Source organism: Pseudomonas sp. F8002, from assembly GCF_013385495.1.
In the GTDB taxonomy this organism is placed as follows: Bacteria; Pseudomonadota; Gammaproteobacteria; order Pseudomonadales; family Pseudomonadaceae; genus Aquipseudomonas.
Genome location: NZ_JACAPW010000015.1, coordinates 79,021 through 91,980, shown reverse-complemented (window position 1 = coordinate 91,980; position 12,960 = coordinate 79,021). Strand labels below are relative to the sequence as shown.

General features: G+C 61.3%; 10 protein-coding genes. 6 read left to right on the top strand and 4 right to left on the bottom strand.

Features of this window, described 5'->3' with window-relative positions:
- Positions 1–29 precede the first annotated feature (29 nt).
- Positions 30–1,544 carry an ABC transporter substrate-binding protein gene (locus HX811_RS12155; protein ID WP_102368422.1) on the top strand — a complete coding sequence of 505 codons (1,515 nt, stop codon included), beginning with the start codon at positions 30–32 and terminating at the stop codon, positions 1,542–1,544.
- Positions 1,545–1,684: 140 nt separating this feature from the next.
- On the opposite strand, the gene HX811_RS12150 is transcribed toward HX811_RS12155, so the two are convergent.
- The 4 genes from HX811_RS12150 to HX811_RS12135 all read right to left on the bottom strand — a co-directional run bounded on the left by HX811_RS12150 (position 1,685) and on the right by HX811_RS12135 (position 5,383).
- Positions 1,685–2,425 (bottom strand): YciK family oxidoreductase, encoded by a 741-nt coding sequence (locus HX811_RS12150; protein ID WP_003218829.1) that lies wholly within the window; start codon positions 2,423–2,425, stop codon positions 1,685–1,687.
- Positions 2,426–2,613: 188 nt separating this feature from the next.
- Positions 2,614–3,285, bottom strand: a complete 672-nt coding sequence (gene mupP / locus HX811_RS12145) for an N-acetylmuramic acid 6-phosphate phosphatase MupP (RefSeq protein WP_003218827.1) — start codon at positions 3,283–3,285, stop codon at positions 2,614–2,616.
- 4 nt (positions 3,286–3,289) lie between these two features.
- Positions 3,290–3,988: a bifunctional 2-polyprenyl-6-hydroxyphenol methylase/3-demethylubiquinol 3-O-methyltransferase UbiG gene (gene ubiG, locus HX811_RS12140; protein WP_003218825.1), complete on the bottom strand. Its 699-nt coding sequence runs from the start codon at positions 3,986–3,988 to the stop codon at positions 3,290–3,292.
- A gap of 63 nt (positions 3,989–4,051) precedes the next feature.
- Positions 4,052–5,383, bottom strand: coding sequence for a TRZ/ATZ family hydrolase (locus tag HX811_RS12135; RefSeq protein WP_003218823.1), 1,332 nt, complete (start codon positions 5,381–5,383; stop codon positions 4,052–4,054).
- A gap of 108 nt (positions 5,384–5,491) precedes the next feature.
- On the opposite strand from HX811_RS12135, the gene mtnA reads away from it, so the two are divergent.
- The 5 genes from mtnA to hisC all read left to right on the top strand — a co-directional run bounded on the left by mtnA (position 5,492) and on the right by hisC (position 12,946).
- The gene (mtnA, locus tag HX811_RS12130; protein ID WP_003218821.1) at positions 5,492–6,568 is read left to right on the top strand and encodes an S-methyl-5-thioribose-1-phosphate isomerase; all 1,077 of its coding nucleotides are present in this window, start codon (positions 5,492–5,494) and stop codon (positions 6,566–6,568) included.
- Between the two features lie 302 nt (positions 6,569–6,870).
- A complete protein-coding gene (gene gyrA / locus HX811_RS12125; protein WP_003218817.1) occupies positions 6,871–9,534 on the top strand; it encodes a DNA gyrase subunit A in 2,664 nt (887 codons plus the stop codon).
- Positions 9,535–9,644: 110 nt separating this feature from the next.
- The gene (gene serC / locus HX811_RS12120; RefSeq protein ID WP_003218814.1) at positions 9,645–10,730 is read left to right on the top strand and encodes a 3-phosphoserine/phosphohydroxythreonine transaminase; all 1,086 of its coding nucleotides are present in this window, start codon (positions 9,645–9,647) and stop codon (positions 10,728–10,730) included.
- Positions 10,730–11,824, top strand: a complete 1,095-nt coding sequence (gene pheA, locus HX811_RS12115; protein ID WP_003218812.1) for a prephenate dehydratase — start codon at positions 10,730–10,732, stop codon at positions 11,822–11,824. Before serC ends, pheA begins: the two co-directional genes overlap by 1 nt.
- A gap of 9 nt (positions 11,825–11,833) precedes the next feature.
- Positions 11,834–12,946, top strand: coding sequence for a histidinol-phosphate transaminase (gene hisC / locus HX811_RS12110; protein ID WP_177046055.1), 1,113 nt, complete (start codon positions 11,834–11,836; stop codon positions 12,944–12,946).
- Positions 12,947–12,960 lie beyond the last annotated feature (14 nt).

Sequence of the window (12,960 nt, the reverse complement as noted above, 5' to 3'; positions counted from 1 at the left end):
AACCGCCGTTATAGACAAGGAGTTATGACATGCAATCCCGTCACTTGAAGTTGCTCGCCGCCGCCACACTCACCGCCTGGTCGCTGACCGCCGGTATCGCCCACGCGGCGGGTGTGCTGACCATCGGCTGCCGCGAAGACAGCACCACGTTTGACCCGATCAAAAGCGCGCAGAACCGCGACACCTGGGTGTTCGCCAACGTCTATGACACCCTGGTACGCGTGGACAACCTGGGCACCAAGATGGAACCGGGGCTGGCCGAAAGCTGGGACATTTCCAAGGACGGCCTGACGTACACCTTCAAGCTGCGTGCCGCGAAGTTCTCGGATGGCTCGCCGATCACCGCCGACGACGCTGCCTTCAGCCTGTTGCGCATCCGCGACAACAAGGCCTCGCTGTGGAGCGACCCGTTCAGCCTGATCAACACCGCCAAGGCCAGCGACCCGCAAACCCTGGTAGTGACCTTGAAAACCCCGGCGGTGGCCTTCCTCTCGCAACTAGCTTCGCCGACGGTGTCGATCCTGTCGGAAAAAGCCATGACCAAGATGGGCGAAGACGCCTACTCGGAAAACCCGGTGACCTCCGGCGCGTTTACCGTGGACGAGTGGCGCAAGGGCGATCGGGTGATCCTGAAGAAGAACCCGAACTTCTGGCAGGCCAGCAACGTGAGCCTGGATGGCGTGGAGTGGGTCTCCGTCACCGACGACAACACCCGCATGCGCATGGTGCAGAACAACGAGCTGGACACGGCGATCTTCGTCCCGTTTTCCCGGGTTGAAGAGCTGAAAAAAGACAAGAACGTGGTGGTCCACTCCGACCCGTCCACCCGTGAAGATCACCTGTTGATCAACCACGCCCACGGCCTGCTGGCCAAGCCGGAAGTGCGCCAGGCGCTGGATATGGCCATCGATAAACAATCGCTGGTGAAAACCGCCACCTTCGGCCAGGGCACCGTGGCCTATTCCTACATTCCAAAAGGCTCGCTGTACCACTACGCCAACAACCTGCAACGCCCGTATGACCCGACCGAAGCCAAGAAGCTGCTGGCGGCTGCCGGCGCCCAGGACTTGAAGCTCAACTACGTGGTCAACGCCGGCAACGAAGCCGACGAGCAGATTGCGGTGATGATCAAGGATCAACTGGCCAAGGTCGGTGTGACGGCCAACCTGCAAAAGGTCGACCCGACCCAAAGCTGGCAGATGCTGGTGGACGGTGATTACGATATTTCGGTGATGTACTGGACCAACGACATCCTCGACCCGGACCAGAAGACCACCTTCGTGCTGGGCCACGACACCAATCAGAACTACATGACTCGCTACAAGAACGACAAGGTCAAGGACCTGGTGGCCGCGGCGCGGATCGAGGCGGACCCGGTCAAGCGTGAGCAGATGTACGTCGACCTGCAGAAAATGGCGAAACAGGATGTGAACTGGATCGACTTGTACTACAGCCCGTACATCAACATCTCACGCAAGAACGTGAGCAACTTCCTGCAAAACCCGTTGGGGCGCTTCACGCTTGAGGAAGTGGTGAAGAACTAAGTTCTAGAGATCACCGCAATACAAATGTGGGAGCGGGCTTGCTCGCGAAGGCGGTGGATCAGTCGATATCTCTGTTGACTGACACTCCGCCTTCGCGAGCAAGCCCGCTCCCACATTAGGTTGTACTGTGTTCCAGATAGTTATTGCGCGTCAAACGCCTGCCCATTGATGCCGGTACTGTCCGGCCCCATCAGGTACAGGTACACCGGCATGATTTCCTCCGGTGTCGGGTTATCGGTCGGGTTCTCCCCTGGATACGCCTGGGCCCGCATGCTGGTGCGGGTGGCGCCTGGGTTGATGCTGTTGGCGCGCACCGGTGCGACATTATCCAGCTCGTCCGCCAGGGTTTGCATCAGGCCTTCGGTGGCAAACTTCGACACCCCGTAAGCCCCCCAATAAGCCCGGCCCTTGCGGCCCACGCTGCTGGAAGTGAACACCACCGACGCATCCTGGGACAGCTTGAGCAGCGGCAACAGCGTGCTGGTCAGCATGAACATCGCGTTGACGTTCACATGCATCACCCGCATGAAGTTCTCGCCGGACAACTGCTCGATCGGTGTGCGCGGGCCGATGATCGAGGCGTTGTGCAGCAGGCCGTCAAGGTGGCCGAACTCCTTTTCGATCATCGCTGCCAGCTCGTCGTATTGATGGGGCAGGGCGGTCTCCAGGTTGAACGGGATCACCACCGGCTGCGGCTGGCCGGCGGCTTCGATTTCGTCGTAGACCTGGGCCAGGTTGGCTTCGGTCTTGCCCAGCAGCAACACGGTGGCGCCGTGGGCCGCATAGGTTTTGGCCGCCGCTGCGCCAATCCCGCGACCGGCGCCGGTGACCAGGATGACCCGGCCCTTGAGCAGTTCTGGACGTGCGGAGTAATCAAACATAAACAACCTCGACAAAGTTCACAGAAAATCCATGTGATTGATTGCGGCTAAGGCTGGCCAAGGCTTCTGTGGCGAGGGAGCTTGCTCCCGTTGGGTTGCGAAGCAGCCCCAGCTTTCGCGACTGCTGCGCAGTCGAACGGGAGCAAGCTCCCTCTCCACAAAATTGCAGCAACCTCAGGCAGTCCCGATCAGCAGCTGCACAGCGCGCTGTCCAGCACTTTGCGCAATTCCAGCGGGTGATCCACCACCACATCGGCACCCCAGTTGCGCGGGTTGTCGTCCGGGTGGATATAGCCGTAGGTGACCGCCGCAGTACGAGTGCCGGCGTCGCGGCCCGACTCGATGTCCCGCAGGTCATCCCCCACGAACAGCACGCTGGCCGGGTCCAGGTCGAGCATCTTGCACGCCAGGATCAACGGTTCCGGGTCCGGCTTGCTGTTCTTCACGTGGTCCGGGCAGATCAGCAGCGCGGAGCGCTCGGCCAGGCCCAGCTGCTGCATGATCGGTTCGGCAAAGCGCAGTGGCTTGTTGGTGACCACGCCCCAGATCAGCCTGGATTTCTCGATATCCACCAGCAGCTCTTCCATGCCCTCGAACAGCTTGCTGTGGATCGCGCAGCCCTTGAGGTAACGCTCGAGGAATTCCTGGCGCAGCTCTTCAAAGCCCGGGGACTCGGGGTCCATGGAAAAGGTCACGGCGACCATCGCCCGGGCGCCGCCGGAGATTTCATCGCGGATGTGCTGGTCGTTGATCGGTGCCAGGCCGCGGTCAGCGCGCATGGCCTGGCAGATGGCGATAAAGTCTGGCGCGGTGTCCAGCAGGGTACCGTCCATGTCGAAAAGAACCGCTCGCAACTTCACAGGCTTACTCCTCGCGCAGGGTCTGGATCATGTAGTTGACGTCAACGTCGCTGGCCAGCTTGTAGTGCTTGGTCAGCGGGTTGTAGGTCAAGCCGATGATGTCCTTGACGGTCAGCCCGGCCTGACGGCTCCAGGCGCCCAGCTCGGAAGGGCGGATGAATTTCTTGAAGTCATGGGTGCCGCGGGGCAGCAGCTTCATGATGTATTCGGCACCGATGATCGCGAACAGGTACGCCTTCGGATTGCGGTTGATGGTGGAGAAGAACACCTGGCCACCGGGCTTGACCATGCGGAAGCAGGCGCGGATCACCGAGGACGGGTCCGGCACGTGCTCGAGCATTTCCAGGCAAGTGACCACGTCGAACTGCCCGGGCATCTCTTCGGCCAGCTCTTCGGCGGTGATCTGCCGGTATTCGACGTTCACGCCCGACTCCAGTTGGTGCAACTGGGCCACGGCCAATGGCGCTTCGCCCATGTCGATACCCATCACGGTGGCGCCGCGCTGGGCCATGGACTCACTGAGGATCCCGCCGCCGCAACCCACATCCAGCACCTTCTTGCCGGCCAGGTTGACGCGCTCGTCAATCCAGTTGACCCGCAGCGGGTTGATGTCGTGCAGGGGTTTGAACTCGCTTTCGCGGTCCCACCAGCGATGGGCGAGGGCTTCGAATTTGGCGATTTCAGCGTGGTCGACGTTGCTCATGGGGAATCCTCTAAATCTGATAAAACGTTTTGCCGGCCCTGGCATGCGTTGCCAGGGCGGGTGTTATTCGCTGTGTCCGCTGATGCGCTGGCCCCAGGCGATGGCCGTGGCGCACAACTGTTGTTCATCCAGGCGGGTCAGTTGCCGGTCGTCGAGCAATTGCTTGCCGCCGACCCAAAGGTGTTTCACACAATCGCGTCCGGTGGCATATATAAGCTGTGAGACCGGATCGTAGATCGGTTGTTGCGCCAGGCCCGACAGGTCGAAGGCCACGATGTCAGCGGCCTTGCCGACTTCCAGCGAGCCGATTTGACTTTCCAGGCCCATGGCCCGGGCGCCGTTGAGGGTGGCCATGCGCAGGGCGCGGTGGGCATCCAGGGCGGTGGCCGAGCCGGCGACGGCCTTGGCCAGCAGCGCGGCGGTGCGGGTCTCGCCCAGCAGGTCGAGGTCATTGTTGCTGGCCGCGCCGTCGGTGCCTACTGCCACATTGACGCCGGCTTGCCACAGGCGTTCCACCGGGCAGAAGCCGCTGGCCAGTTTCAGGTTGGATTCCGGGCAATGGATCACGCTGGTGTTACTTTCTACCAGCAAAGTCAGGTCGTCATCGCTGATTTGGGTCATGTGAACGGCCTGGAAGCGCGGCCCCAGCAAACCCAGGCGGCCAAGCCGTGCCAGCGGGCGTTCACCACGCTGTTCAACGGACTGCTGCACTTCGAAGGCGGTTTCATGCACGTGCATGTGGATCGAGGCGTCCAGTTCCTCGGCGATCACCCGGATTTTTTCCAGGTTTTCATCGCAGACGGTGTACGGCGCGTGCGGGCCGAAGGTGATTTTGATCCGTGGGTGATGCTTGAGGTCGCCGAACAGCTCGACGCCCTGGCGAATCGCCTCATCGGCGTCAGCAGCGCCGGGAATCGGGAAATCCAGGATCGGGATGGCGATTTGCGCACGCATGCCGCTGTTGTGCACGCGTTCGCTGGCGACTTTCGGGAAGAAGTACATGTCCGAGAAACACGTGATGCCGCCCTTGATCTGCTCGGCGATGGCCAGGTCAGTGCCGTCGCGGACGAAGGCTTCGTCGACCCACTTGGCCTCGGCGGGCCAGATGTGGTTTTCCAGCCAGGTCATCAGCGGCAGGTCGTCGGCCAGGCCGCGAAACAGCGTCATGGCCGCGTGGCCGTGGGCGTTGATCAGGCCGGGGCTGAGCAGCATGCCCGGCAGTTCACGCACTTCGCTCGCTGCGAGCTTCAAGGCCGCGGCGCGTGGGCCGATAAACGCAATGCACCCGTCACGAATGCCCAGGGCGTGCTCCTTGAGCACTACGCCGGCAGGCTCGACAGGTACCAGCCAGGTGGGCAGCAGCAATAAGTCGAGCGGGGCGGCAGTCGGTGTCATCGAGGGCAGTTTCCCAGGCATCTATAAAGAACGGCGAAGTATACCCGAGCGTCCTGGCTGGCGGATCGCTATAATCGGCGGCTTTTGTTCATGAGTGCGGGGTGAGGGATGCGCGATCGACTGTTGGCTGCGGAGAAAGTGAAGGCCATCGACTGGCGTGATGGCGCACTGTACCTGCTCGATCAGCGTATTTTGCCGTCTGCAGAAACCTGGGTCGCCTGCACCAGTGCTGCCGAGGTGGCCGAGGCCATTCGCACAATGGTGGTGCGCGGTGCGCCGGCCATTGGCATCAGTGCGGCGTATGGCCTGGTGCTGGCCGCTCGTGCCCACATCGCCGAGGGCGATGACTGGCAGGCCGCCTGGGAAGAGGACTACGCGCTGCTGGCGGATACCCGCCCGACCGCGTCGAATCTTTTCTGGGCCATGAAGCGCATGCGCGATTGCCTCGATCGCCTCAAGAAACACGCCGATCCGTTGAAGGTGCTGGAGGCCGAGGCGGTGGCGATTCACCAAAGTGATCGTGAAGCCAACCTGACCATGGCGCAGCTGGGTGTAGAGCTGATCCGCAAGCACCAGGGCAATGTCCAGGCGATCCTGACCCATGGCAATGCGGGTGCGTTGGCTACCGGCGGCGTCGGTACCGCGCTCGGGGTGATTCGCGGAGCGTTCCTGGAAGGCATGGTGGAGCGCGTCTACGCCAACGAAACCCGGCCCTGGCTGCAAGGCTCGCGGCTGACGGCCTGGGAATTGGCCAATGAAGGCATTCCGGTCACCGTGAATGCCGATTCGGCGGGTGCGCATATCCTCAAGACCAAAGGCGTGACCTGGGTGATCGTCGGTGCCGACTGCATTGCGGCCAATGGCGATGTGGTCAGCAAGATCGGCACCTATCAGCTGGCGGTGTGCGCCATGCATCACGGCGTGCGTTTCATGGTGGTGGCGCCCAGCTCAACCATCGACCTGATGGCGGCCAGCGGTGATGACGTGCCGCTTGAAGAGCGCGACGCCCGTGAACTGCTGGAAGTCGGCGGCACCCGCGTAGCCGCTGATGTAGACGCCTTCAACCCGGTGTTCGACGTGACGCCGGCGGACCTGATTGATGTGATCGTCACTGAAAAAGGCATCGTCGAACGCCCCGACACGGCGAAGTTGGCGCAGCTGATGTGTCGTAAACGCCTGCATTGAGGCAATTTGCCCGCAAAAATCCCCTTGGATCCAGCTCTAAGGCCCTCTCGTCGCCGTCAAGCCTGTCATCCGTCAACTTACTATGCTCCATGCGCATCAGGGGGATAGGTGCGTGGCGGCGATTGTGATAACATCCGGCGGTTTCCAGGGTCACCCCAAGGGGTAACCTTTAATGCGCAGATCCGTGTCATAACTCGTTGATTTGTCGTAAGTCGTTGCCAGGCATCATGCCGGCAGCGGCGAGCTTCGTTCGTCCCATAGGATGTGACGAGGTTTCACCCGAAAAAGGAATCAGGCTTCTCATGGGCGAACTGGCCAAAGAAATCCTCCCGGTCAATATCGAAGACGAGCTGAAACAGTCCTACCTCGACTACGCGATGAGCGTAATTGTCGGTCGGGCACTGCCTGATGCGCGCGATGGCTTGAAGCCCGTGCACAGGCGTGTGCTGTTCGCGATGAGCGAGCTGGGTAACGACTGGAACAAGCCGTACAAGAAATCTGCCCGTGTTGTCGGTGACGTGATCGGTAAGTATCACCCTCACGGCGACACTGCGGTGTACGACACCATCGTTCGGATGGCCCAGCCGTTTTCCCTGCGCTACCTGCTGGTAGACGGCCAGGGCAACTTCGGTTCGGTCGACGGCGACAACGCTGCGGCCATGCGATACACCGAAGTGCGCATGACCAAGCTGGCGCACGAGCTGCTGGCTGACCTGCACAAGGAAACCGTGGACTGGGTGCCGAACTACGACGGCACCGAAATGATCCCGGCGGTCATGCCGACCCGTATTCCCAACCTGTTGGTCAACGGCTCCAGCGGTATCGCCGTGGGCATGGCCACCAACATCCCGCCACACAACCTCGGTGAAGTCATCGACGGTTGCCTGGCCCTCATCGACAACCCCGAGCTGACCGTCGATGAGCTGATGCAGTACATCCCGGGTCCGGACTTCCCGACCGCCGCGATCATCAACGGTCGCGCCGGCATCATCGAAGCCTACCGTACCGGTCGCGGCCGCATTTACATGCGTGCCCGCTCGATCATCGAAGACATCGACAAGGTCGGTGGCCGTCAGCAGATCGTCATCACCGAACTCCCTTACCAGTTGAACAAGGCGCGTCTGATCGAGAAGATCGCCGAGCTGGTTAAAGAGAAGAAGCTGGAAGGCATCACCGAGCTGCGCGACGAGTCTGACAAGGACGGTATGCGCGTGGTGATCGAGCTGCGTCGTGGCGAAGTGCCTGAGGTGATCCTCAACAACCTCTACGCCCAGACCCAGCTGCAAAGCGTATTCGGTATCAACGTGGTAGCGCTGATCGACGGCCGCCCGCGCATCCTGAACCTCAAGGATCTGCTGGAAGCCTTCGTGCGTCACCGCCGCGAAGTGGTAACCCGCCGTACCGTATTCGAACTGCGCAAGGCCCGTGAACGCGGCCACATCCTGGAAGGCCAGGCTGTTGCGCTGTCGAACATCGACCCGGTCATCGCCCTGATCAAGGCTTCGCCGACGCCGTCGGAAGCCAAGGAAGCGCTGATCAAGATGCCGTGGGAATCCAGCGCCGTAGTAGCGATGGTGGAACGTGCCGGTGCCGATTCGTGCCGTCCGGAGACCCTGGACCCACAATACGGCCTGCGCGACGGCAAGTATTTCCTGTCCCCGGAACAGGCCCAGGCCATTCTGGAACTGCGTCTGCACCGTCTGACCGGCCTGGAACACGAGAAACTGCTGGCCGAGTACCAGGAGATCCTCAACCAGATCGGCGAGCTGATCCGCATCCTCAACAGCGCGGTGCGCCTGATGGAAGTGATCCGCGAAGAACTGGAAGTGATCCGCGCCGAATACGGCGACGTGCGCCGCACCGAGATTCTCGACGCCCGTCTCGACCTGACCCTGGGTGACATGATCCCGGAAGAAGATCGCGTCGTGACCATTTCCCACGGTGGCTATGCCAAGACCCAGCCTCTGGCTGCGTACCAGGCCCAGCGTCGTGGCGGTAAAGGCAAATCGGCTACCGGCGTCAAGGATGAGGACTACATCGCTCACCTGCTGGTTGCCAACAGCCACACCACGCTGCTGCTGTTCTCCAGCAAGGGCAAGGTGTACTGGCTGAAAACCTACGAAATCCCGGAAGCGTCCCGCGCTGCCCGTGGTCGTCCGCTGGTCAACCTGCTGCCGCTGGACAGTGATGAATACATCACCACCATGCTGCCGGTAGACGAGTACACCGAAGGTCACTTCATCTTCATGGCCACTGCGAAAGGCACCGTGAAGAAGACCCCGCTGGAATCCTTCAGCCGTCAACGCAGCGTGGGCCTGATCGCCCTCGAACTGGACGAAGGCGACGTATTGATCAGCGCGGCCATCACCGACGGCGAGCGTGAAGTCATGCTGTTCTCCGACGGCGGCAAGGTTACGCGCTTCAAGGAATCCGACGTTCGTGCCATGGGCCGTACCGCCCGCGGTGTGCGCGGCATGCGCCTGCCGGAAGGGCAGAAGCTGATTTCGATGCTGATCCCGGAAGAAGGCAGCGAGATCCTCACGGCATCGGCCCGCGGCTACGGCAAGCGTACGGCCATCAGCGAGTTCCCCGAGTACAAGCGTGGCGGCCAGGGCGTTATCGCCATGGTCAGCAACGATCGCAACGGCCGCCTGGTCGGCGCGGTCCAGGTGCTGGATGGTGAGGAAATCATGCTGATTTCCGACCAGGGCACCCTGGTACGTACCCGGGTTGATGAAGTGTCGAGCCTGGGGCGTAACACCCAGGGCGTGACCTTGATCAAGCTGGCCAGCGACGAAACGTTGGTTGGCCTGGAGCGTGTCCAGGAGCCATCGGAAGTCGAAGGCGAGGAGCTGGAAGGTGAAGAGGGGATTGCACTCGAGGGGCAAGTGATCGGCGATGCCGATGACGGCGTCGACGAGCCAACACTCGACGCTGCCGCAGACGAAGAAGAACCGCAGGAATAAGCGGACACACAGGGGGCGGATGAAGATTCGCCCCCTTGTTGTTTGTCCCGTTTGAAATATTGAAACCCCGATTTATTGCACCACCCCACCAGATCAGAGTGAGATTGGATGTGAGCAAGAGAGCCTATAACTTCTGTGCCGGTCCCGCGGCGCTTCCTGAAGCAGTCCTGCAGCGCGCGCAGGGTGAACTCCTCGACTGGCATGGAAAAGGCCTCTCCGTGATGGAAATGAGCCATCGCAGCGATGAGTTCGTGTCCATTGCCACCAAGGCCGAGCAGGATATGCGCGACTTGCTGGACATCCCGTCCGATTACAAAGTGCTGTTCCTGCAGGGTGGTGCGAGCCAGCAGTTCGCCCAGATCCCGCTGAACCTGCTGCCGGAAGACGGCACTGCGGACTATATCGACACCGGTATCTGGGGGCAGAAGGCCATTGAAGAGGCCTCCCGTTACGGTCACGTCAATGTGGCAGGCACGGCCAAGCCCTACGACTACTTCGCCATCCCCGGTCAGAACGAGTGGAAACTGTCGAAAGACGCGGCCTATGTTCACTACGTGGCGAACGAAACCATCGGCGGCCTGGAGTTCGACTGGGTGCCGGAAGTGGGTGATGTCCCGCTGGTCTGCGACATGTCCTCGGACATCCTCTCGCGCCCGATCGATGTGTCCAAGTACGGCATGATCTACGCCGGTGCACAGAAGAACATCGGCCCGAGCGGCATCCTGGTCAACATCGTCCGTGAAGACCTGTTGGGTCGTGCGCGTTCGCTGTGCCCGACCATGCTCAACTACAAGGTCGCGGCCGATAACGGCTCGATGTACAACACCCCGCCGGCCTTCGCCTGGTACCTGTCGGGCCTGGTGTTCGAATGGCTGAAGGAGCAGGGCGGCGTGGCTGCCATGGGCAAGCTCAACGAAGAGAAGAAACGTACCCTGTACGACTTCATCGACGCCAGCGGCCTGTACAGCAACCCGATCAACCTGACCGACCGTTCGTGGATGAACGTGCCGTTCCGCCTGGCGGATGACCGCCTGGACAAGCCTTTCCTCGCCGGCGCCGACGAGCGCGGCCTGTTGAACCTCAAGGGCCACCGTTCGGTAGGTGGCATGCGCGCCTCCATCTATAACGCTGTCGATATCCACGCCGTCAAGGCGTTGGTGGCTTACATGGCAGAGTTCGAAAAGGAACACGGCTAATGTCTGAGCAAGAACTCAAGGCCCTGCGCGTACGCATTGACAGTCTGGACGAGAAAGTCCTGGAACTGATCAGTGAGCGCGCGCGGTGCGCCCAGGAAGTTGCACGGGTGAAGATGGCTTCCCTGGCTGAAGGCGAAGTGCCGGTATTCTACCGTCCGGAGCGTGAAGCCCAGGTGCTCAAGCGCGTGATGGAACGCAACAAGGGCCCGTTGGGCAACGAAGAGATGGCGCGGTTGTTCCGTGAAATCATGTCTTCGTGCCTGGCACTGGAGCAGCCGCTGAAAGTGGCTTACCTGGGCCCGGAAGGCACCTTCACTCAAGCCGCGGCCATGAAGCACTTCGGTCACGCGGTGATCAGCAAGCCGATGGCTGCGATCGACGAAGTGTTCCGTGAAGTGGCCGCCGGGGCGGTGAATTTTGGCGTGGTGCCGGTGGAAAACTCCACCGAAGGTGCCGTCAACCACACCCTCGACAGCTTCCTTGAGCACGACATGGTGATCTGCGGCGAAGTCGAGTTGCGTATTCACCACCACTTGCTGGTGGGCGAAAACACCAAGACCGACAGCATCAGCCGCATCTACTCCCACGCACAGTCCCTGGCCCAGTGCCGCAAGTGGCTGGACGCGCACTACCCGAATGTGGAGCGCGTGGCGGTGTCCAGCAACGCCGAAGCGGCGAAGCGGGTCAAGGGTGAGTGGAACTCGGCGGCGATTGCCGGCGACATGGCTGCCGGCCTGTATGGGCTGACGCGCCTGGCCGAGAAAATCGAGGATCGCCCGGATAACTCCACGCGCTTCCTGATGATCGGCAGCCAGGAAGTGCCGCCGACCGGCGACGACAAGACGTCGATCATCGTCTCCATGAGCAACAAGCCCGGCGCGCTGCATGAGCTGCTGGTGCCGTTCCACGACAACGGGATTGACCTGACGCGAATCGAGACTCGTCCTTCGCGCAGCGGTAAATGGACTTATGTGTTCTTTATCGACTTCGTCGGCCATCACCGCGACCCTTTGGTCAAGGGTGTGCTCGAGAAAATCAGTCAGGAAGCCGTGGCACTCAAGGTGCTGGGCTCTTACCCGAAAGCGGTTTTGTGAGGCTTTAACATGAGTGGCAACTTCCTCGCCCTGGCGCAGCCGGGCGTGCAACAACTGTCGCCTTACGTTCCGGGCAAGCCTGTGGACGAGCTGGCGCGTGAGTTGAATCTGGATCCGTCGAAGATCGTAAAGCTGGCCAGTAACGAAAACCCGATGGGCCCAAGCCCCAAGGTACTGGCTGCGATTCGTGAGGCGCTGGCCGAACTGACCCGTTATCCCGATGGTAACGGCTTTGAACTCAAGTCCCTGCTGGCGAAAAACTGCCGCGTTGATATCAACCAGGTAACCCTGGGTAACGGCTCCAACGATATTCTGGAGCTGGTCGGCCGTGCCTATCTGGCGCCGGGCCTGAACGCGGTATTCAGCGAGCACGCGTTTGCGGTCTATCCGATCGTCACTCAGGCCGTTGGCGCCGAGGCGCGTGTGATTCCTGCGAAAGACTGGGGTCATGACCTGCCAGCCATGCTGGCGGCCATCGATGACAATACTCGTGTCGTGTTTATCGCCAACCCGAACAACCCGACCGGCACCTGGTTCAGCGCCGAGGTGCTGGATAACTTCCTGCAGGACGTGCCGGAGCATGTACTGGTGGTGCTGGACGAGGCGTACATCGAGTACGCCGAAGGCAGCGACTTGCCGGACGGCCTGGACTTCCTCGCGGCTTATCCGAACCTGCTGGTCTCGCGCACGTTCTCCAAGGCTTATGGCCTGGCGTCGCTGCGGGTTGGCTACGGCTTGTCCACTGCGGTGGTGGCCGATGTGTTGAACCGTGTGCGCCAGCCATTCAACGTCAACAGCCTCGCGCTGGCGGCGGCTTGCGCTGCGGTGCAGGACGCCGAGTACCTGGAAGAAGGCCGTCGCCTCAACGAAAGCGGCATGCTGCAATTGCAGGAAGGCTTCCGTGAGCTGGGCCTGGGCTGGATTCCGTCCAAGGGCAACTTCATCTGCGTCGACCTCGGCCAAGTGGCGGCTCCTGTGTTCCAGGGCTTGCTGCGCGAGGGGGTGATCGTGCGTCCGGTGGCCAATTACGGCATGCCGAACCACCTGCGCATTACCATCGGTCTGCCTGCTGAAAACAGCCGCTTCCTCGAAGCGCTGGCCAAGGTTCTGGCTCGTGGTTGATGTCACTGCATTGC

Coding starts and splice junctions, on each gene's coding strand:
- gyrA (WP_003218817.1), top strand. CDS start 6,871: ATGGGCGAACTGGCCAAAGAAATCCTCCCGGTCAATATCGAAGACGAG.
- ubiG (WP_003218825.1), bottom strand. CDS start 3,988: ATGAGCAACGTCGACCACGCTGAAATCGCCAAATTCGAAGCCCTCGCC.
- pheA (WP_003218812.1), top strand. CDS start 10,730: ATGTCTGAGCAAGAACTCAAGGCCCTGCGCGTACGCATTGACAGTCTG.
- hisC (WP_177046055.1), top strand. CDS start 11,834: ATGAGTGGCAACTTCCTCGCCCTGGCGCAGCCGGGCGTGCAACAACTG.
- mtnA (WP_003218821.1), top strand. CDS start 5,492: ATGCGCGATCGACTGTTGGCTGCGGAGAAAGTGAAGGCCATCGACTGG.
- HX811_RS12150 (WP_003218829.1), bottom strand. CDS start 2,425: ATGTTTGATTACTCCGCACGTCCAGAACTGCTCAAGGGCCGGGTCATC.
- HX811_RS12155 (WP_102368422.1), top strand. CDS start 30: ATGCAATCCCGTCACTTGAAGTTGCTCGCCGCCGCCACACTCACCGCC.
- HX811_RS12135 (WP_003218823.1), bottom strand. CDS start 5,383: ATGACACCGACTGCCGCCCCGCTCGACTTATTGCTGCTGCCCACCTGG.